This window comes from Streptomyces sp. NBC_00727 (assembly GCF_045161745.1).
Lineage (GTDB): Bacteria > Actinomycetota > Actinomycetes > Streptomycetales > Streptomycetaceae > Streptomyces.
In genome coordinates this window covers 485338-503465 of the sequence record NZ_CP108981.1, presented here as the reverse complement: position 1 = coordinate 503465, position 18128 = coordinate 485338, and the positions used below count along the sequence as shown (strand labels likewise).

General features: G+C 73.0%; 17 protein-coding genes and 1 pseudogene. 6 read left to right on the top strand and 12 right to left on the bottom strand.

All coding sequences use genetic code 11. The features are described from left to right. Window positions 1–10 precede the first annotated feature (10 nt). The 4 genes from OG242_RS02220 to OG242_RS02205 form a co-directional block, all read right to left on the bottom strand. The gene (locus tag OG242_RS02220) at window positions 11–409 is read right to left on the bottom strand and encodes a cupin domain-containing protein (RefSeq protein WP_405896521.1); all 399 of its coding nucleotides are present in this window, start codon (window positions 407–409) and stop codon (window positions 11–13) included. 29 nt (window positions 410–438) lie between these two features. Beyond that, on the bottom strand, window positions 439–999 hold the full coding sequence (locus tag OG242_RS02215; RefSeq protein WP_405896520.1) for a TetR/AcrR family transcriptional regulator: 561 nt from the start codon (window positions 997–999) through the stop codon (window positions 439–441). Between the two features lie 114 nt (window positions 1000–1113). Further along, a complete protein-coding gene (locus tag OG242_RS02210; RefSeq protein ID WP_405896519.1) occupies window positions 1114–1629 on the bottom strand; it encodes an ATP-binding protein in 516 nt (171 codons plus the stop codon). A gap of 186 nt (window positions 1630–1815) precedes the next feature. After that, window positions 1816–2157: a hypothetical protein gene (locus tag OG242_RS02205; protein ID WP_405896518.1), complete on the bottom strand. Its 342-nt coding sequence runs from the start codon at window positions 2155–2157 to the stop codon at window positions 1816–1818. A 227-nt stretch (window positions 2158–2384) separates the two neighbouring features. On the opposite strand from OG242_RS02205, the gene OG242_RS02200 reads away from it, so the two are divergent. Further along, window positions 2385–3521 (top strand): PLP-dependent cysteine synthase family protein, encoded by a 1137-nt coding sequence (locus OG242_RS02200; protein ID WP_405896517.1) that lies wholly within the window; start codon window positions 2385–2387, stop codon window positions 3519–3521. Between the two features lie 4 nt (window positions 3522–3525). Here OG242_RS02200 and OG242_RS02195 read toward each other — a convergent pair whose 3' ends face one another. Together OG242_RS02195 and OG242_RS02190 are read right to left on the bottom strand one after the other, a co-directional pair. Then, window positions 3526–3978 carry an SRPBCC family protein gene (locus OG242_RS02195; protein WP_405896516.1) on the bottom strand — a complete coding sequence of 151 codons (453 nt, stop codon included), beginning with the start codon at window positions 3976–3978 and terminating at the stop codon, window positions 3526–3528. 48 nt (window positions 3979–4026) lie between these two features. Beyond that, window positions 4027–4857 (bottom strand): DeoR/GlpR family DNA-binding transcription regulator, encoded by an 831-nt coding sequence (locus tag OG242_RS02190; RefSeq protein WP_405896515.1) that lies wholly within the window; start codon window positions 4855–4857, stop codon window positions 4027–4029. A 269-nt stretch (window positions 4858–5126) separates the two neighbouring features. Between OG242_RS02190 and OG242_RS02185 the strand changes: the two are divergent. After that, window positions 5127–7408: pseudogene (locus OG242_RS02185) on the top strand (hypothetical protein); the annotation flags it as partial. Here the strand turns inward: OG242_RS02185 and OG242_RS02180 are convergent. From OG242_RS02180 to OG242_RS02165, 4 genes are all read right to left on the bottom strand, one after another. Then, entirely contained in the window at window positions 7381–9810 is a 2430-nt protein-coding gene (locus OG242_RS02180; RefSeq protein WP_405896514.1) for a right-handed parallel beta-helix repeat-containing protein, read from the bottom strand. The pseudogene OG242_RS02185 and the gene OG242_RS02180 overlap by 28 nt on opposite strands. 203 nt (window positions 9811–10013) lie before the next feature. After that, entirely contained in the window at window positions 10014–10610 is a 597-nt protein-coding gene (locus tag OG242_RS02175; RefSeq protein WP_405896513.1) for a hypothetical protein, read from the bottom strand. 135 nt (window positions 10611–10745) lie between these two features. Further along, window positions 10746–11570, bottom strand: a complete 825-nt coding sequence (locus tag OG242_RS02170) for an MOSC domain-containing protein (protein WP_405896512.1) — start codon at window positions 11568–11570, stop codon at window positions 10746–10748. Between the two features lie 42 nt (window positions 11571–11612). Further along, window positions 11613–12092 (bottom strand): DUF6643 family protein, encoded by a 480-nt coding sequence (locus OG242_RS02165; RefSeq protein ID WP_405896511.1) that lies wholly within the window; start codon window positions 12090–12092, stop codon window positions 11613–11615. Between the two features lie 23 nt (window positions 12093–12115). On the opposite strand from OG242_RS02165, the gene OG242_RS02160 reads away from it, so the two are divergent. Both OG242_RS02160 and OG242_RS02155 read left to right on the top strand, forming a co-directional pair. Then, window positions 12116–13006, top strand: coding sequence for a hypothetical protein (locus OG242_RS02160; protein ID WP_405896510.1), 891 nt, complete (start codon window positions 12116–12118; stop codon window positions 13004–13006). Window positions 13007–13035: 29 nt separating this feature from the next. Beyond that, window positions 13036–14346 carry a TerD family protein gene (locus tag OG242_RS02155; protein ID WP_405896509.1) on the top strand — a complete coding sequence of 437 codons (1311 nt, stop codon included), beginning with the start codon at window positions 13036–13038 and terminating at the stop codon, window positions 14344–14346. Window positions 14347–14367: 21 nt separating this feature from the next. On the opposite strand, the gene OG242_RS02150 is transcribed toward OG242_RS02155, so the two are convergent. Continuing rightward, complete coding sequence (locus OG242_RS02150) at window positions 14368–15540, bottom strand: glycosyltransferase (RefSeq protein ID WP_405896508.1); 1173 nt, start codon at window positions 15538–15540, stop codon at window positions 14368–14370. Between the two features lie 58 nt (window positions 15541–15598). Here OG242_RS02150 and OG242_RS02145 point away from each other — a divergent pair, with 58 nt between their 5' ends. Both OG242_RS02145 and OG242_RS02140 read left to right on the top strand, forming a co-directional pair. After that, window positions 15599–16381, top strand: a complete 783-nt coding sequence (locus tag OG242_RS02145) for a glutamate racemase (protein ID WP_405896507.1) — start codon at window positions 15599–15601, stop codon at window positions 16379–16381. A 57-nt stretch (window positions 16382–16438) separates the two neighbouring features. Next, window positions 16439–17002: a hypothetical protein gene (locus tag OG242_RS02140; RefSeq protein ID WP_405896506.1), complete on the top strand. Its 564-nt coding sequence runs from the start codon at window positions 16439–16441 to the stop codon at window positions 17000–17002. Here the strand turns inward: OG242_RS02140 and OG242_RS02135 are convergent. Next, the gene (locus OG242_RS02135; RefSeq protein ID WP_405896505.1) at window positions 16950–18089 is read right to left on the bottom strand and encodes an O-antigen ligase family protein; all 1140 of its coding nucleotides are present in this window, start codon (window positions 18087–18089) and stop codon (window positions 16950–16952) included. The genes OG242_RS02140 and OG242_RS02135 overlap by 53 nt on opposite strands. Window positions 18090–18128 lie beyond the last annotated feature (39 nt).

Below are 18128 nucleotides of genomic sequence, written 5' to 3'. Positions count from 1 at the left end.
CGAAGGCTCCTCAGGATGCCGGGTAGTCGGCGACGCGGGTGTCGGTGTGCCAGTGGATGGTGCTGCCGTCCTCGGCGGCCTCGACGACGGCGAGATGGGTCATGAACGTGCGCGGCGACGCCCCGTGCCAGTGCCACTCGTCCGGCTCGATCCACACGGTGTCGCCCGCGCGGATCGTCTCGACCGGGCCGCCCCGGCGCTGCACCAGGCCCTCGCCCTCGGTGACGTGCAGGACCTGGCCGTGCGGGTGGGTGTGCCAGGAGGTGTGGCCGCCCGGTGCGAAGTGCACGCTGAACATCCGCAGCCGGGACGGCGGTTCGGGGGCGGCGATCTCGTCGAGCCAGACGGTGCCGTTGAAGTGCGCGGACGGCCCCTGCTGGGTGTCCGGGCGGTTCCTGCTGATACGCATGGGCGGCTGCTCCTGAAGCGGTCCGTGGGTCAGGCGGGCGGGGCGAGCAGGGCGAGCAGTCCGCGGACGCCCGCGTCGAAGGAGTCCGTCGAGCCGGCGGCGCGGGCCAGCACATAGCCGCCCTGCACCGTCGCGACGATCGACGCCGCGATGTCCTCGGGCACCAGGCCGGGAGCGAACTCGCCCGCGCCGACGCCCTCCCGGACGATCGCGGCGAGCCGGCCGCGCAGCCAGGTGATCGTCTCGTCCACCGGCTCCCGCAGCTCGTCGCTCGCGATGATCTCCGGATCCATGGTCAGCCGCCCCACCGGGCAGCCGCGCAGGACGTCGCGCTCGCGCAGCAGATAGGCCGAGATCCGCTCGTACGCCGACCCGGGCGCGTCGAGCACCCCGCCCGCGGCCTCCCGCATCTCGTCGGCGGTACGGCGGATGGCGGTCAGCGCCAGGTCCGGCTTGCCGGTGAAGTGGTGGTACATGCTGCCCTGGCCCACCTCGGCGTGCTGCTGGATGGCCTTGGGACTGGTGCCCACGTAACCGCGCTCCCACAGGAGCTCCCGGGTGGCCTCGATCAGACGGTCCTGAGTGCTCATGCGGACAGTGTACATACTAGTAGGTACAGAATGGGGGCGGCTCATGCGGAGGGGCTCGCTGCCGTGCGACACGGAAGCGGGGCATCCCACGTGGGATGCCCCGCTCCTGTGGTCTCAGCCCACCACGGCCGACCGTGCCGTCGACGGCGGTGAACCCTCCAGATGCTTCAGGCCGCTCAGGTCGAACGGCCCGTCGGTCGTCGCCCCGTACACGAGCGACGGGCGGGCGAGCCGGTCCGGTGCGGGGAGCGTGAACCACACGACCTTCCCGGACTCGCCGCGGGGACGGACGCCCCAGCTCTCGCTGACCGCGGCGATCAGCGCGAGCCCGCGCCCCGAGGTGCTGGAGTCGTCGGCCTCGCGCACGGTCGGCAGCCGTGGGTCGTGGTCGTGGACGGACACCGTGAGCCGTTCGAGCAGCAACTCGATCTCGACGGTGCATGACTTGTCCGGCTGTGCGTGCCGGTGGACGTTGGTGAGGAGCTCGGTGACGCCCAGCGCTGTCTGGTCGATCAGAGAATCGAGATGCCAGTAGCGCAGTTGCGCCGAGATGATTCTGCGGACCTGACCGATCCGCGACGGCAGGGCCTGGAGCTCCACCGTGCAGTGCCTGCTTGGCTCGCTGATCACGGCTGCGACTCCCCGAAATAGGTCCGGAAGAAGACGAAGGGACGGATCCAGCACATGGCTCGCTGCTGAGTCCGGGCCGGCGGCCTGGATCACAGTGTCACCGCCGGTACACCATGAGTGACGTGACTCCAATGTCGCTCAGGGCATACGGCTCCGCAACTCGCGGTGCCGCCCGCCGCGCCGCTCTCAGCTCCGCCGCCCTCCCGCGCTGTACAACGCCTCCAGGAACCGGTGCGAGGGCGCCACGTCGCCGGGCTTGCCGTCCGGCGGCCGCATCGTCAGCCGGTACCGCGTCCCGTTGACCCGCGCCACCGTGGCGTCCGCCCCCGCGAACCAGGGTCTGCCCGCGCTCACCGTGCCCACCGGCGCGCTGTCGATCTCCCGCCCGTAACTCGTCAGGAGGGCCACCCGGCCGTCCTTGACGGTCACCTGCCCCGCCCTGGTGACCGAGCGCGCCCACCGGTCGATGCGTACGCCCGTCGCGCTGAACTCCGTCACGCCCGTGGTGCTGAACTCCGTTTCGGACATGGCCCCTTCGCCCCCTTCGTCATGCTTCTGAAACGAAGTGTGCCCATCCGGGGGCGCCCGCACCAGAGCGGGACGGTACGTAAACGGCGCATTCGGGCCGCGTGGGGGCACCGAGGTCCGGCCGCGACACCAAGGCAGTGCTATGGACCATCAAAGTCAACGTTTGTGCAGGTGGGGGGCTTATCGTGGGCCGCGTCGAGACCGGTCGTACGAGGAGAAGCGCGCAAATGGACACCAGTGAGCACGGGCACGGCGGCGCAGCCGCGGCGACCGTCGACATCGACCGGTCCGACCCGGCCTACCGCGCCTGGCTCAAAGAGGCCGTCCGCAAGGTCCAGGCCGACGCCAACCGCTCGGCCGACACCCATCTGCTGCTCTTCCCGCTGCCCGAGAGCTGGGGCATCGACCTCTATCTCAAGGACGAGTCGACGCACCCCACCGGCAGCCTCAAGCACCGGCTGGCGCGTTCGCTCTTCCTGTACGGGCTCTGCAACGGCTGGATCCGGCCCGGCAAGCCGGTCATCGAGGCGTCGAGCGGTTCGACCGCCGTCTCGGAGGCGTACTTCGCCAAACTGATCGGGGTGCCGTTCATCGCCGTGATGCCCCGCACCACCAGCCCGGAGAAGTGCCGCCTCATCGAATTCCACGGCGGCCGCTGCCACTTCGTCGACGACTCGCGCCGGATCTACGAGGAATCGGCGCGGCTCGCCACGGAGACCGGCGGCCACTACATGGACCAGTTCACCTATGCCGAGCGGGCCACCGACTGGCGGGGCAACAACAACATCGCCGAGTCCGTCTACCAGCAGCTGAGGCTCGAACGGTATCCGGAGCCCACCTGGATCGTCGCCACCGCCGGCACCGGCGGCACCTCGGCGACCATCGCGCGCTACGTGCACTACATGCAGCACGACACCAGGATCTGCGTGCCCGACCCGGAGAACTCCTGCTTCTTCGACGGCTGGACCCACCACGACCCGAACGCCACCAGCGACTGCGGCTCCCGCATCGAGGGCATCGGCCGGCCGCGCATGGAACCGAGCTTCGTGCCCGGGGCCATCGACCGGATGATGAAGGTCCCGGACGCGGCGAGCGTCGCGGCCGTGCGCGCCCTGGAACGGGCCATCGGACGCAAGGCCGGCGGCTCCACCGGCACCGGGCTGTGGAGCGCCTTCAAACTGGTCGCCGAAATGGTCGCCCAGGGCGCCGGCGGCAGCGTCGTCACTCTGATCTGCGACCCCGGCGACCGCTACCTCGACAAGTACTACTCCGACTCCTGGCTGACCGCCCAGGGCCTCGATATCGCCCCGTACACCCGGACCATCGACCACTTCCTGGCCACCGGCAGCTGGCCGGAGGCCTGACCGCTCAGCCGTACCCGCGCGCGGGCCGGTCCAGCATGACGTCGAGCACCCGGCCGAAGACCCGCTTCCCCGCACCGGCCAGCACCGGGTCGGCCCAGCGTGGCAGCAGCCGCACGCTCAACTCCTCCACCCACACCACATGGGAGCCGGCCCTGTTCGGATACACGTCGATCGACGCCCGGCCCAGCACCATCCGGCCGCGCTTCTCCAGCCGGCACATCCCCGCGCGGCTCCCGGCGGGCGGCGACCAGCGGACCACTTCCATCGGGTCGTCGAACGCCAGAGGACCCACTCCGGTGCGCGCCACGAAAACCGTCCCCACCCGGGTCGGCAGCCCCGTCGGCACCGTGATCGTCGTCAGCGGCACATGCGCGGCATGCCGTTCCCAGTCCGTCACCCTGCGCCAGGACTCGGCGGCGGGCAACGAGGTGAAGCGCTCGATCCGGAAGACGGCCACACCCCGATCCTAGGGGGTGACGGCCCTGTCACGAGCGGAGCGGAATCCTCAGCCCGCGGACTCGTCGCCTCCGGCCACCAGCAGCCCCGGCAGATGCTCCTCGATCTCCGCCCGCGCACCCGCCGGCAGACCGGCGTCCGTGACGAGCGTGCTCACCTCGTCCAGCGCGGCGAACGAGCTCAGACCGACCGTGCCCCACTTCGTGTGGTCGGCGACCACCACCACCCGTCGGGCCGACTGCACGAACCGCCGGTTCGTCTCCGCCTCCGCGAGGTTCGGCGTGGAAAGCCCCGCCTCCACCGAGATCCCGTGGACCCCGAGGAACAGCACGTCGAAGTGGAGCGCCGCGATCGCCCGGTCGGCGACCGGACCGACCAGCGAGTCCGACGGCGTACGCACCCCGCCGGTGAGGACGACCGTCGCCGCCCCCGGACGACCGCCCGGCGCTCCGGGCCGCTGCGCGGCGTGGAACACGTCCGCGACCCGCACCGAGTTCGTCACGACCGTCAGGTCCGGCACGTCCAGCAGATGCTGGGCCAGCGCGTACGTCGTGGTGCCCCCGGACAGGGCGATCGCACTGCCGGGCACGGCCATCGCGGCGGCGGCGCGGGCGATGTCCTCCTTGGCGGTGAGCTCCAGCGTCGACTTGGCCTCGAAACCCGGCTCGTGCGTGCTCGCCTCGACCACGGGCACGGCACCGCCGTGCACCTTCTCGATCACTCCCTGCCGGGCCAGCGCGTCCAGATCGCGGCGCACGGTCATGTCGGAGACGTTCAGCTTCCGGGTCAGCTCGTTGACCCGCACCCCGCCGCGCCGGCGCACCTCGTCGAGGATCAGCGCACGCCGCTGCTCCGCGAGCAGATTCTGATTCTCGCTCAACGCTGGGCCCCGCCCTTTCCTCTGGCCGTACAGGAGTCCGTATCGACGGAGTCATCCTGCCACGCGGTGTCGCGGACCGTCGCCCTGGGGAGATTCGATAGGAACGACGCGGCCATCCGCGCCCGCCCGCGATCGCGGTGACCGGGCATCAGCCGCCTTCCCCCTGCGAGAGCGAGACCCACGTGCCCCCTCCCACCCATGCCCCGCGCAGCACCGGGCCCGCGCTTGAATTACTGGTCCACGGGGTGGGCGGGACCACCCCCCAGGACATGCTCGTCGACCCGCGCACGGTCCGCGTCACCGGCGACACCACTGCGGCCATCTACCGGCGCTCCACCGATGTCGACGCCGAACAGCACCCCGAGCGGTACCGCGACAAGCCCATCGCCGAGGCGTACTGCTGGTCCAACCTCACCTCCGGCAACGGTTCCCGCGCGCTGTGGCTGCTGCTGCTCCCGTTCATGGTGATCAACCTCGCCCACTGGATGCGCCCCACCGCCCGGCGGCGCCCCCGCGCCATCCGGCTCTACGGCGTCCTCGTGCGGCTCGTCGCGCTCAGCCTCACCGTGCTGCTGACCGCCGCCGCCTGCGAGGTGGCGCTCGACCTCACCGCCTGGCAGTGCGCGGGCGTGCCGGTCTGCTCGGGACGGCGCTCGTGGCTGGGCTTCCTCTCCGCCGAGCAGGGCGGCTGGTGGTCCCAGCCCGGCCGCCGCCTCGCGCTGGCCGCCGTGGTGCCGGCCGCGCTGGTCGGGCTGCTCTGGTTCCTGTCCAACCGCACCTGGAGCGCCTACGAGTCCCAACGGCCGCTGACCGGGGCGGCGGACGCGGACGACGAGGACGAGCCGGGCGAGACACCCGCCCCCGACCCCGTGCGCCCCGCGCTCGGCCGGCCCGGATTCTGGTACGGGCGCCGCCTCGTCGCACGGCTGCGCGCCGCCCACACCGCCGCCGGCTTCCTCACCGTCGCCGCGGCCGTCACGGAGGCCGCCGCCCGCCACGACCGCGCCGTCGCCGGACCGGTCGCCCCGGTCCTCGGCCGGCTCATCGAGGGCGCGCTCGCCGGCGGGCTGATCGTCGTGCTCTGGGTGGTCTGCCGCCGGGGCCGCAGCGAACGGCGCCTCGACAACCGGCTCGACCGGGCCCTCATCACCTGGCTGCCCGGCGCCGCGCTGGCCCTCCTCGTCCTCGCCGCCGTCCACGCAGCCTGGTCCCGCCCCGGCTGGACCTCCTCCGGAAGGCTCCCCGGTGACGTCACGCTGTTCCGGGCGGTCAGCGTCGCCGAGGGCATCCTGGTGGTCCTCCTCGCGGCGATCTCGCTCGACCTGTACCGGCGCAGCCCCGAGCCGCGCACCGTCCTGCGCGGCCTCGGCGGACCGGCGGTCGCGATGCTCGCCTGCGCGCTCGGCGGCGTGATGACCGGCGGTGTCGCCCAGCGCGTCGCCGACTGGCTCGACGGACCCGGCAGCCCCGGCATGGGGCGCAGCGCCTTCATAGACGGGCCACCGGTCCTGCTCAGCTGGCAGGCGTCCGTCATCCCCGTCCTCCTGCTGCTGCTCCTGATCCCGGGCGCCTGGCTCGGCCTGCGGACCTGGCTGGTCGCCCGTCGGCTGGAACCCGTGGTCGACGCGGAGTACGGCGAGCCCTTTCCCGATCCGTCACGGACCAAGCGGATCGCCCGCATCCGGGCCACGGCCGCGCTCACCGACTCGGCACCCGGCATGCTGGGGCTCGTGTCCGGCGCCACTCTGTTCCTGGGCGCGGGGGCGGTGATCGGCTCCTGGACCACCGGCGAGGTCCCCGGACTCGCGCTGGACGGCAGCGGGCCGTTCCTCGAATCGGTGGCCGAAGCGGCGCAGTCCACCGGCTCCTGGCTGGTCGGCTTCGGCTTCCTCGTCTTCGTCGCCTGCGGCAGACGGGCCTACCGCGACGCCTCCGCCCGGCGCACGATCGGCATCCTCTGGGACGTCGGTACGTTCTGGCCGCGCGCCGCCCACCCCTTCGCCCCACCCTGCTACGCGGAACGCGCCGTGCCCGACCTGGCGTCCCGCATGTCCGGCTGGACCGGCCGCACCCGGGGCCGCCTCGTCATCTCCGGTCACTCGCAGGGCAGCGTCCTGGCCGCCTCCGCGGTCTGGCAGCTGCCCGCCCGCACCCGCTCCCGGGTCGCTCTGCTCACCTACGGATCACCGATCGAACGGCTCTACGGCCGATGGTTCCCGGCCTACTTCGGGCCCGGGCAGCTCCACGGGCTGCACCGCTCCGTGCACTGCTGGCGCAATCTGTGGCGGGCCACCGACCCCATCGGCGGCGAGATCCGGCTCGGTGAGGAGTCCGGACCCGAGGTCGACCGTGGCCCCCTCAGGGACCCGCTGGTCTACGGGCGGACCCCCGAACACCCGCTGCCGGAACCGGTGCTCGGCCACTCCGACTACCAGGCCGACCCCGTGTTCGCCGAGGAACGCGCCGCCCTCCTGGAACGGCTCGACCCCGTCCTGCCCCACCAGGCGGACCCGGCCGAGGACCTCAGGGCAGTTCCGGGAGGTCCTCCGGGTACAGCAGAGTGAGATCGTCCGTGCTCGGATCGGCGAGCTGGGCGACCCGGCCGGCGTGCCGCTCGACCATCGACTCGAAGGTCTGGCGAGCGGTGCGCCCGTTGCCGAAGGCCGGGCCCTTGGGCAGCTCGGTGAAGTACTTCAGCAGCGCCTCACCGGTGCCCGACGCCAGGCTGTACTCCTGCTCCTGGGACTGCTGCTCGACGATCCGCAGCAGCTCGGCCGGGTCGTAGTCGCTGAACGTGATGGTCCGCGAGAACCGGGACGCCACACCGGGGTTGACGGTCAGGAACCGCTCCATCTCCTGGGTGTACCCGGCGACGATGACGACCACCGCGTCCCGGTGGTCCTCCATCAGCTTCACCAGTGTGTCGATCGCCTCCCGGCCGAAGTCCCGCCCGGAGTCCTCGGGCGACAGCGCGTACGCCTCATCGACGAACAGCACCCCGCCGCGCGCCCGGTCGAACGCCTCCTGCGTACGGATGGCGGTCGAGCCGATGTGCTCACCGACCAGGTCGACCCGGGAGACCTCGACGAGATGGCCCCGCTCCAGCACACCGAGCGCGGCCAGGATCTCGCCGTACAGCCGCGCCACCGTGGTCTTGCCGGTGCCCGGGGAGCCCGTGAAGACGAGATGACGCCGGACCGACGCCGCCTTGAGGCCCGCCTCCCGGCGCCTGCGCCCCACCTCGATCATGTCCGTGAGGGCCCGCACCTCGCGCTTGACGCTGTCCAGGCCGACCAGAGCGTCCAGCTCACCCAGGACCTCCCCGGAGGTGCGCGCGGGCTCGGCCGGTGCCGCCGGCGCGGCCTCCACCGGGCGCGGCGCGGGGACCGAACCGAGCAGCCCGGGCGAGGACTGCGCGGCCGTCAGGACGGTGGCCGGCGGGGGAGTGGCGGTACGCAGCCCGCTCTCGTCGCTCGTGCAGTCCTCCACGACCAGCCCGCTTCCCGTGCCGTCCCCGTGGCCCGGGCCCTCGGGGAACTCGTAACCACCGCGGGCGCACCGCTCGGTGCGGCACCGGGTCAGCGTCGTCCGGCAGCCCTCCATCACATGGAAGCCGTACCCCTCACTGCCCGTCACCCGGCAGCCGTTGAATGTCCCGCGGCCCTCGGCCGACACATAGAACCCGGCCTCGGCTGGCGAAGTCACCGTGCACCGCTCGATCACCGGGTCGGCGCCCTTGGTGACGATCACGCCCGTCTGCGCCGCGTCCACGGTGCAGTTGTTCAGCGTGCCGCCGCTCCCGTGGTCCCGGAACCAGGCGCCGGTCGACGCCTCGCGGATGCGGCAGTCGTCGAGCTGCGCGGTCGCCCCGTCGCTGACCGACACCGCGGTGTTGCGGACCTGGGAGAGATCACTGTCCACGACATCGGCGCGGGAGCCCCGGTCGAGGACGAACAGGGCGTCCGGCACGTCGTGGACCCGGCAGGAGTCCAGTATCACCGTCGCCCCGTCGCTGACCCAGACCGCCGGGTAGTCGCCCGTACTGTCGTGGATCTCGCACTGGTTGGCATCGACCCGGGTGCCCGGGTCCCACACGGAGAGGCCGTTGCGGCCGAAGCGGCGCACCGTCGAACGGGTCAGCGTCAGCACCGCCCGCGAACGCAGGTCCACCGCGTTCTCCGGGATGTCGTGGATGTCGCAGTCGGCCAGCGTGAGCACCGCGTCGGTGTCCAGCGTGACGCCGTCCGCCGAGGTGCGGTGCACGGTGCAGTCGGTGAGGTGGGCGGAGGCCCGAGCCGTCACCTGTATCCCGCTGCCCTTGATCTCGTACACCTCGCAGCCCAGCGCCTCCAGGCCGCTGCCCTCGCCGGTCACCGACAGGCCCGCGCCCGAGGCGTGGTGCACCCGGCAGCGCTCCAGCCGGGGATGACCGCCGTCCCGCACGGCGACCCCGGACTGGCCGGACGAGACGATCTCGCACTCCTCGAACACGCCGCCGGCGCCGTCGAGTACGGCGATGCCGACGCCGGCCGGATTGTCCACGGTGCACCGGCGGACGGTGGGGCGGGCGGCGCCCCGCACCTCGACGCCCGAGGCGGACCGGGTCACGACCCGCACGTCCGTTATCTCCGGGGCGCCCTCCTCGATGAGCACGGCCGGGGCCGCCGAGTCCTGGCCCTCCACATGGAGGTCCTGGACGATGGCGGAGGCGCGCAGTGTCAGCGGCACTCCGTCGGCGGGGGCGATGCGCACGGAGCCGACTGAGCCCTCGGGACCGCGCAGCGTCACCGCGCGGGCGATGACCAGGTTCTCCCGGTAGGTGCCGGGCGCGACGGTGAGCACATCACCGTCCGCCGCCGCTTCGAGCGCCGCGGTGAGGGAGGCGTATTCGCCCGTGCGGCGCCGCCACCGCGATGTGCCGGTGTGCGTCACCTGGACCGTGCCCTGTGCCATGGCGCTGTCGTGTCCCCGCCTCGTGCGTGTGTGATGCCCGTGTCGCCGGCCTCGCGGCAGCGACCAGCCGGGGTCCGCCTGCCGGAGTGAGCGACGGGCGGGCCGGTCCACCGTAGCGCGCGCCGAGGGCCGGAGTTGACCCGATCCGCAGGTCCCGGCACCCGCCCCGGCGGATCGGGACCGGGAGGCTCGCCCGGCTCCCTCTAGCTGCCCGTGCCCGTCCTGCCCCAGTCCGGACCCACCGCGGCCCACGCCCGGTCGATCCGTTCGTACCGCCGTCGCGTCATGCGCCACATGAGCAGGCGCCGGCCGCACTCGATCAGCAGGGCAGCCAGCATCGCGGTACCGAACCCGGCCAGCACCGCGTGCGTGTGCGCCGTCGGCATGTCCATCGGCCGCAGCGCCGGACCGCCGTCCCGGTCGGTCCAGATCCGGACCCGCGCGCCGGGCTCCGCGTTGCGCGAGGCGGTCGTCACCGTCGCGGTGCGCGCGGTGCCGTCCGGGGCCTGCCACTGCGCGACCACCTCGGGGCGCGTCACCCGGCCGGTGGATATCTCGGGGTCGGTGACGAGACGGGTGGCGGCCGCCCGGCGCACCACGACGGCGGTGGTGAGGTGACGATCGGCCCGCTGGGCGCGCACCGACGCCTGCAGCGCCGCGTCGGTCCTGGCCCCGCAGAGCCAGCCGAGTGCCGGAGCCGCCAGCATGAGCAGGAAGAACGCGAGCAGCGCCAGCCACGCCTCGCACCGGTCCGTCGCCCGGCGAAGCGGGTTGTGCCGCCAACGCCAGACACCCGACATAGCCCGCACCGTCCCGCACCCCCTTCCGTATCCGGCCCCGATCCGCCGGAAAGGCCCCGGGCCGCGCGGTGGGGGCGGCCCACTGTGCTCAACGCGCGGCCCGTCGCCCTGAGTTCCCGGCGTCCGTCGGCACCCTCAGCCGAGTATGCGTACCGGGTCGCCGGTCCGGATGACCCCCCGGGCGTCGGGGATCAGATTCTGGCCGAACAGCAGCTGCCCGCCGACGCGGCGGTGGCGGGCGAGCGTGCGCAGGGGTTCCTTGCCGCGCTCGGCGGTCTCCTGGTCGGTCGTCGTGATGACGCAGCGGCCGCAGGGCTTGACGATGCGGAACGGCACGTCACCGATCGCGATCCGGCTCCAACCGTCCTCCGCCCAGGCCTCCGTGCCGCTCACCACTGCATTGGGCCGGAAACGGTCCATCGGCAGCGGCCCCTCCCCGGGGTGGTCGCCGCGTGCGATGAGCGCGTTCAGGGCGTCGAGTGAGGCTTCGGTGGTGAGCAGCAGCGGAAAGCCGTCCGCAAGGCCGACGGGCTCGCCCGGCCGCGCGTACACGGTGTCGATGTGCCGGCGCCGGTCCGGGGCGTCGAGGTGGACCAGCCGTACCGGCACGCCGAGGCGGTCGCCGAGCCAGGCGTGGGCCTCCGCGGCGGCCTCCACCACCTCGACCCGGTCGCCGTGGAGCCGTACCCCGACCCTTTCCCCCGGCTCCGGGACCTCCACGGTCAGGGCCGCCCTCCCCGGCGCGGACAGGGTGACACCGCCGTCCGGGGCGGGCACGGCGGAGACCAGCGCCATGCGGGCCAGTTGGCGCTGTGTGACGGCCGTACCCCCGGCGTCGACGAGCATCCAGCGGCGGTCACCGTCGAGTCCCCATGGCTCGACGACGGCCTCGCCCACCGCGTACGCGGCCAGCGACTTGACCGGGTGAATGCGGACGGCGCTCAGCTCGGGATGGTGCATGCGCCCATTTTGACAGGCGTGACGCCCCGGGCCGCGCTCCGGCTAGTAGCCCCGGCCGCCCTGGTAGGGCCGGCCGTACGGATCGTCGTACGGCGACTGCGTGGGAGCCGCCGGGCGCGGCGCCGCGGGGCGCATCGACTCGTAGCCCGTGCTCGGCGCCGGCCGCTGCTGCTGCGGCGGGGGCGCCTGGTACATCCCCCGGCCGCCGGACGGCTGCTGCGGGATGTAGGGCGCCGGCGCGTGTTGCAGCTGCGGAGACTGCATCGGCGCGTAGCTCTGCTGCGCGGGCGGCTGCGGGTAGCCGTAGGACGGCTGGGGCTGGGAGGGCGCCGCGGGAAGAGCCGGCAGGGCCGCGGGGAGCGCCGGCAGGTAGCTGTTGCCGGTGTCGTAGGCGGCAGGCACTCGGATCGGTGCGATCTGAGGGGTGCCCCGCTCCGCGACCAAGGAGTCGTAGATCGGAGTGTCGGGGAACGACGGCGCGGCGTAGTAGCCGCCACCGTAGGTGGAGCGGGGGGAGGTCATGACACCTAAGTTAAGCCCACGATGTGCAGATTGGGGAGTCCCAATTTTATGGTCATCGGATTTACCCTCACTCTGGCAGCCTGACCTGCCGAAACATCGTTGTCTTCCCAGGCCCGTACCCGCAGGAATCCCCCTTGATTCACCGCCGAACCGCGACCCTCATTCCGGTGCTCTCCGCACTGGTGCTCACCGCATGCGCACCGGACTCGACCGCTCGGCCCGAAAGCGGCCGCGAGGCGGTGAGTGAACGCCTGGCCGCGGCCGACGACGCGCCCTACTCGGCGGCCCTCGAAGCCGTGACCCGCTCCGGGTCGCAGCGGCTCCAGCTCATGGAGGGGCGGATCAACCTCAACGCACCGCTCACGGGGCGTACGAAGGACACGACCGACCAGTACACCGAGGACGTCGTGATGACCCGGCAGAAGGTCTACCGGCGCGCGGTGGGAACGAGCGGCGCGTGGCAGGAATTCCCCGCGGCCGTGGCCAAGGGCGGCATTCCCACCGACCGGCTTCCGCAGTTCGTGCGCCTCATGCTCGATCACAGTGCTTCGGTGGAACAGGGGAGCGAACCGCTGCACGTGTCGGCCCGTCTCACCCCGAAGCAGATCGAATCGGTGGACCGGACCGTCGGCCGCAATCTCCGTCCCGCCACGTCGGTCGACGCGGAGGCGTGGATCGACGAACAGGGCCGGGTCGTCCGCGTACGCCAGAAGATGCACTTCGCGTCCGCCCCCGACATTCGCGCCTCGCTCGAACTCACCGATTTCCGAAGCGCAATTGCCGTGAGCGCGCCCAGCGGGCGGTCATCAGGTCCTGAGAACGCCGAAGCCCGGGAAAACAGTCGCCGCGTCCACGACTCCGGGCACCCGGACACGTACCTCTGTGGTTCCGTGGCGGGGCCGGCATTAGGTTGACCCGGAAAGATCTCGGCAGCGGACTCGTGATGGGGGCGAGCATGACCATGCAAAAGGGAACCAATGTCCCAGTGGCGGCCCAGGCCGTGCGTGTCGAACTGGGGTGGCGCACCGCCCCCGGGACACCGGACGTGGACGCCTCCGCGCTCCTTCTCCTCGGCTCGGGAAAGGTGCGCAACGACGGGGACTTCGTCTTCTACAACCAGCCGTCCCACACCTCCGGCTCGGTACGCCACGAGGGCAAGCGCACCGCGGGCGGCGCTGCGACCGACACCCTGGCCGTCGACCTGGCGCGGGTGGAACCGGCCATCGACCGCGTGGTGCTGGCCGCTTCCGCGGACGGCGGCACCTTCGGGCGGGTGAGCGGACTGTACGTACGGGTCCTGGACGCGGCGAACGGCGCCGAGCTGGCCCGCTTCGAGAGCTCCGACGCCACCGTGGAGACGGCCTTCATCCTCGGCGAGCTCTACCGGCGCCAGGGTGCCTGGAAGTTCCGCGCGGTCGGCCAGGGCTACGGCTCCGGACTCGCGGGGCTCGCCACGGACTTCGGGATCTCCGTGGACGAACCCCATCAGCCCCGGGCGGCCTACCCGGCCACCCCGCCGCCTCCGCAGCCCCAGCCGACGCTCGCCGCACCGATGGCGCCCCCGGTGGCCCCGCCGGTCCCGCCGGCACCTCCGGCGCCGCCCGCCCCTCAGCCCGTCCGGCTGACCAAGGTGACGCTCACGAAGGAAGCGCCGTCCGTCTCGCTCACCAAGCAGGGCGGCACATCGGGCGCCATGCGCGTCAACCTCAACTGGGAGGTGCGCAAGCAGTTCAAGGGATGGGGCAGCAAGCTCGGCCGGGCCGTGGCGAACCACTCGGACCTCGACCTCGACCTCTGCGCCCTGTACGAACTGACCGACGGCCGCAAGGGAGTCGTCCAGGCGCTCGGCAACGCCTTCGGCGCACTCAACCAGCCGCCCTTCGTCCAGCTCGACGGCGACGACCGCACCGGCGCCGTCTCCACCGGCGAGAACCTGACGATCAACCTCGACCACAAGGCGCAGCTCCGCCGCGTCCTGATCTTCGTCACCATCTACGAGGGAGCGCGCAGCTTCGCCGACCTGCACGCCACGGTCACCCTCCAGCCCCAGCACGGCGCGCCGATCGACTTCTCGCTGGACGAGTGCACGGTCCCGTCCACCGTCTGCGCGCTCGCGCTCATCACCAACACCGGGAACGACCTCACCGTGCAGCGCGAGGCCCGCTACCTGGTGCCGCAGCGCGGCGTCAGCCCCCAGCGCACCATCGACCAGGCCTACGGCTGGGGCATGAACTGGACCCCCGGCCGCAAGTGACCCCGCCCGGATGCCACCGGGTCACCGGTCCGGTGCGGCCTCGGGACGGGCGTACGTACGCCCCTTCCAGGCCGCACCGCGGCCCCGGTAGTGCTGCACCGCCGAATCGACGGTCATCAGCAGATACAGCAGCGCGGTGAACGGCAGCAGCGGGGCCAGCCACAGCGACTGCCGGTAGTAGCCGAGCATCGGCATGTACGTCCCCACCATGACCGCCCACGCCAGCCCCCCGGCCCACGCAGCCACCGCACCCCCGCCCAGCACCCCGGCGACCAGCGTCACCGGCGGGGCGAGGTAGACCAGCGCCAGCCCGAGCACCGTGCCCAGCAGCACCAGCGGATTGTGCCGCAGCTGGGCGTACGCGCTCCGCGAGACCATCCGCCACAGATCCGCCAGGCACGGATACGGCCGCACGCTGTCCACCCGGTCCGCGAGCCCCAGCCAGATCCGGCCTCCCGAGCGGCGTACCGCACGGGCCAGCGACACGTCGTCGATCACCGCCTGCCGGATCGAGTCCGGCACCCCCGCCCGCACCGCCGCCTCCGTCCGCAGCAGCACACAGCCCCCCGCCGCGGCGGCGGTCCGGCCGCCCTTCCGGTTGATCCACCGGAACGGATAGAGCTGCGAGAAGAAGTAGACGAACGCCGGCACGACGAGCCGCTCCCAGACGCTCGCCACCCGCAGCCGCGCCATCTGCGAGACCAGGTCGAAGCCGCCCGACTCCGCTGCCGCCACCAGCTCCCGCAGGCTGTCCGGCTCGTGCGCGATGTCGGCGTCCGTGAGCAGCAGGTACTCCGGCTCCCGGGTACGGGCCAGCGCCATCCCGTGGCGTACGGCCCAGAGCTTGCCCGTCCAGCCGGGCTCGGGCTCACCGGGCGAGACCACGGTCACCGGCAGGCCCCCGTACCGCACGGACAGGGCGCGGGCGACGTCCCCCGTGCCGTCCTTGCTGCAGTCGTCGACCAGGAAGACCTCGGCGGCCCCCGGGTAGTCCTGCGCCAGCAGCGACGGCAGGCTGACCGGCAGCATCTGCGCCTCGTCGCGCGCGGGCACGACGACCGCGACCGAGGGCCAGCCCTCCGGATCCGCGCGGCTCGGCAGCCGCTGGTCGGTGCGCCAGAAGAACCCCTGGCCCAGCAGCAGCCAGACCCATGCGACAAGCGAACCCACGGCGATCCAGGCAACGGCGCTCATTGGCGGAAGTCTGCACCACTGAGCGGGGACCGCAAGGGTGGTCGACTATGGTGACCGGGTGAAGATCGCGCTCATGGACTCCGGAATCGGACTGCTCGCCGCCGCCGCCGCAGTACGCCGGCTGAGGCCGGACGCCGATCTGGTGCTCTCCTCCGATCCCGACAACATGCCCTGGGGCCGCGCCCCCGAGGGCGTGAAGGCCCACGCGCTCGCGGTGGCCCGGGCCGCCGCCGAGCACCGGCCCGACGCGCTGATCGTCGCCTGCAACACCGCCTCCGTGCACGCGCTGGAGACCCTTCGGGCCGAGCTGGAACCGGGCCTGCCCGTCATCGGCACCGTCCCGGCGATCAAGCCCGCCGCCGCGGCCGGCGGCTCCGTCGCGATCTGGGCCACCCCAGCCACCACCGGCAGCCCCTACCAGCGCGGGCTGATCAGCGACTTCGCCGGGTCGGCCGCCGTCACCGAGGTGCCCTGCCCCGGACTGGCCGACGCCGTGCAGTACGCGGACGAGGCCGGCATCGAGAAGGCGATCGCCGCCGCCGCCGCGCTCACCCCGCCCGACGTGCGGGCCGTCGTCCTCGGCTGCACCCACTACGAGCTCGTCGCCGAGCGCATCCGCACCGCCGTCGGCACGCCGGGCCGGCCCCCGGTCGCCCTGCACGGATCAGCCGACGCCGTCGCCGCCCAGGCGCTGCGCCGGATCGGTGCCGGACCCGCTCCGTCGGCCGAACCCTCCTCGTCCATCGCGGTCATCCTCAGCGGACGCGCCGCAGAGCTGCCGCAGGCCGCTCTGGCCTACCCGGAAGGGCGTGGACTGGCCGCCGTCGGCTCCGTCCACTGACCTCCCGGCGTCCCGCCGGAACCCCTCGCGCGCACGTTCTTCAGTACGCTGCTGGGCATGAGGGAGCACGCCCGAGAGCCGAAGCGCACCGGAACCGGAACCCACTCGCAGGTCTGGGTCGGCCGGGCCACCAACCGCACCCAGTGGGTCCTCGCGGCCCTGGGCGCCGCCTGCCTGGCCCTGGGCATCCAGCTCGCGGTCAGCTCCAACTGGGCCTCCGGCATCGCCCCGCTGCTGATGTCGGTGATCGGCTGCGTGGCCGCCGGCCTGCTCATGCTGTTCGGCACCCTCGCCTTCGTGAACGTGGCCGTCCGCGTCGACGGCGACGCCCTGGAGGTGCGCTGCGGCCACATGGGGCTGCCGCGCCGCCGCATCCTGCTCACCCATGTGGTGGCCGCCGAGTTCGCGCCCCAGGTGACCCCCCGGCAATGGGGCGGCTGGGGCTATCGCTGGCGCCCCGAGAAGGGCACGGCCGTGGTCGTGCGCCGGGGCGAGGGGCTGGTGCTGCGGCTCGGCGACGGGCGCACCTTCACCATCACGGTGGACGACGCCGAGGCGGGCGTACGGTTCATCCGCGCCCGCCTGCATCTGCCGTCCTCGGGCTTCCCGGCCGGGGCCTGACCTCCGCGGGCGGTCCGCCCGGCCCGTCGGCCCCGATCGGCCGCCTCGCCGACGCCAGCCCGGCCAGCAGCCCCGCGCCCGCCGTCACCGGGGTGAAGCTCAGCGCGTTGCCCACGCTCGCCAGCGCCGCCAGGGCCGTGAGCGTCGCGCCCGCCGTCAGGACCACCGCCGTGGGGCGCGGCGAGCGCCACAGCGCGTACAGCAGCCAGCCGAACGCGGCGCCCAGCAGCACCACCCCCACGACCCCCTGCTCGGCGGCCTGCTGCCAGGGCGCCGAGTGCGGCTTGCCGTCCGAACCTAGGCTCTGCTGCGCGGTCGGGCTCAGCTCGTCGAAACGGCCGGGACCGGTCCCGAGCACCGGATGCTGCTCCGCCAGCCGCGCCGCGTCCTGCCACAGATCGACCCGGTTCCGCGTGAGCTGACCCTCCAGGGAGACCGTGAGCCCTTCGGGCAGCACCTCCTCGGCCACCGCCCACGAGGCCCCGACGATCAGCCCGGCCACCAGCGCGAGGCCGGTGAGACCCAGCAGACGGCGCCGCGTCCGGGCGGCGGCCAGTGAGCACACCAGCACCCCCAGGGCCGCAGCGAATCCCGCCACCGAGTCCAGCGCGAGCGAGGTACCGGCCGTCCCGAGGGCCAGCAGCCGCAGGACCGTGCGCCACGGACCCTTCCCCGCGGCCGCCGCCGCGCAGCAGGCGGCACCGGCGGCGAGGACCAGCAACGCGGCGGCGGCACCGGTCTGCCCGGGCGTCTGGTCCGCGGTGGCCGTCGCACCCGGCATGCCGTGCCGCCAGGCGAGAGCCAGGAGCAGGGCCACCAGCGCCGCGCCCGCCGCGGTGACCACCGGCAGCAGCGTGCCGCAGATCCGCCCGCAGGCGAAGCCCGCCGCGACGGCGAGCAGCGCCAGCAGCACCCCCTCCGGCCGGGTCTCGCGGCCCGCCGCGCTGATCAGGGACCAGATCGCACAGGCGGCGAGGATCAGGGAGCCGGCGGCATCGGAAGCGGAATGGTTCCCGGGCGTCTCCGCGAAGTCCCGCCCGGTTCCGGACGCACGGCCATCGGGCCCCCGCCGCTCTGTTTCAGCCATCACGTCCGTCCCCCGGCCTGTGACCGTCCCGTACGCCAG

What these genes read in the sequence shown, in the direction of transcription:
- OG242_RS02150 (WP_405896508.1), bottom strand. Translation starts at nt 15,540, where the DNA reads ATGAGCGCCGTTGCCTGGATCGCCGTGGGTTCGCTTGTCGCATGGGTC.
- OG242_RS02180 (WP_405896514.1), bottom strand. Translation starts at nt 9,810, where the DNA reads ATGGCACAGGGCACGGTCCAGGTGACGCACACCGGCACATCGCGGTGG.
- OG242_RS02215 (WP_405896520.1), bottom strand. Translation starts at nt 999, where the DNA reads ATGAGCACTCAGGACCGTCTGATCGAGGCCACCCGGGAGCTCCTGTGG.
- OG242_RS02140 (WP_405896506.1), top strand. Translation starts at nt 16,439, where the DNA reads ATGAGGGAGCACGCCCGAGAGCCGAAGCGCACCGGAACCGGAACCCAC.
- OG242_RS02170 (WP_405896512.1), bottom strand. Translation starts at nt 11,570, where the DNA reads ATGCACCATCCCGAGCTGAGCGCCGTCCGCATTCACCCGGTCAAGTCG.
- OG242_RS02165 (WP_405896511.1), bottom strand. Translation starts at nt 12,092, where the DNA reads ATGACCTCCCCCCGCTCCACCTACGGTGGCGGCTACTACGCCGCGCCG.
- OG242_RS02220 (WP_405896521.1), bottom strand. Translation starts at nt 409, where the DNA reads ATGCGTATCAGCAGGAACCGCCCGGACACCCAGCAGGGGCCGTCCGCG.
- OG242_RS02135 (WP_405896505.1), bottom strand. Translation starts at nt 18,089, where the DNA reads ATGGCTGAAACAGAGCGGCGGGGGCCCGATGGCCGTGCGTCCGGAACC.
- OG242_RS02205 (WP_405896518.1), bottom strand. Translation starts at nt 2,157, where the DNA reads ATGTCCGAAACGGAGTTCAGCACCACGGGCGTGACGGAGTTCAGCGCG.
- OG242_RS02155 (WP_405896509.1), top strand. Translation starts at nt 13,036, where the DNA reads ATGGGGGCGAGCATGACCATGCAAAAGGGAACCAATGTCCCAGTGGCG.
- OG242_RS02200 (WP_405896517.1), top strand. Translation starts at nt 2,385, where the DNA reads ATGGACACCAGTGAGCACGGGCACGGCGGCGCAGCCGCGGCGACCGTC.
- OG242_RS02175 (WP_405896513.1), bottom strand. Translation starts at nt 10,610, where the DNA reads ATGTCGGGTGTCTGGCGTTGGCGGCACAACCCGCTTCGCCGGGCGACG.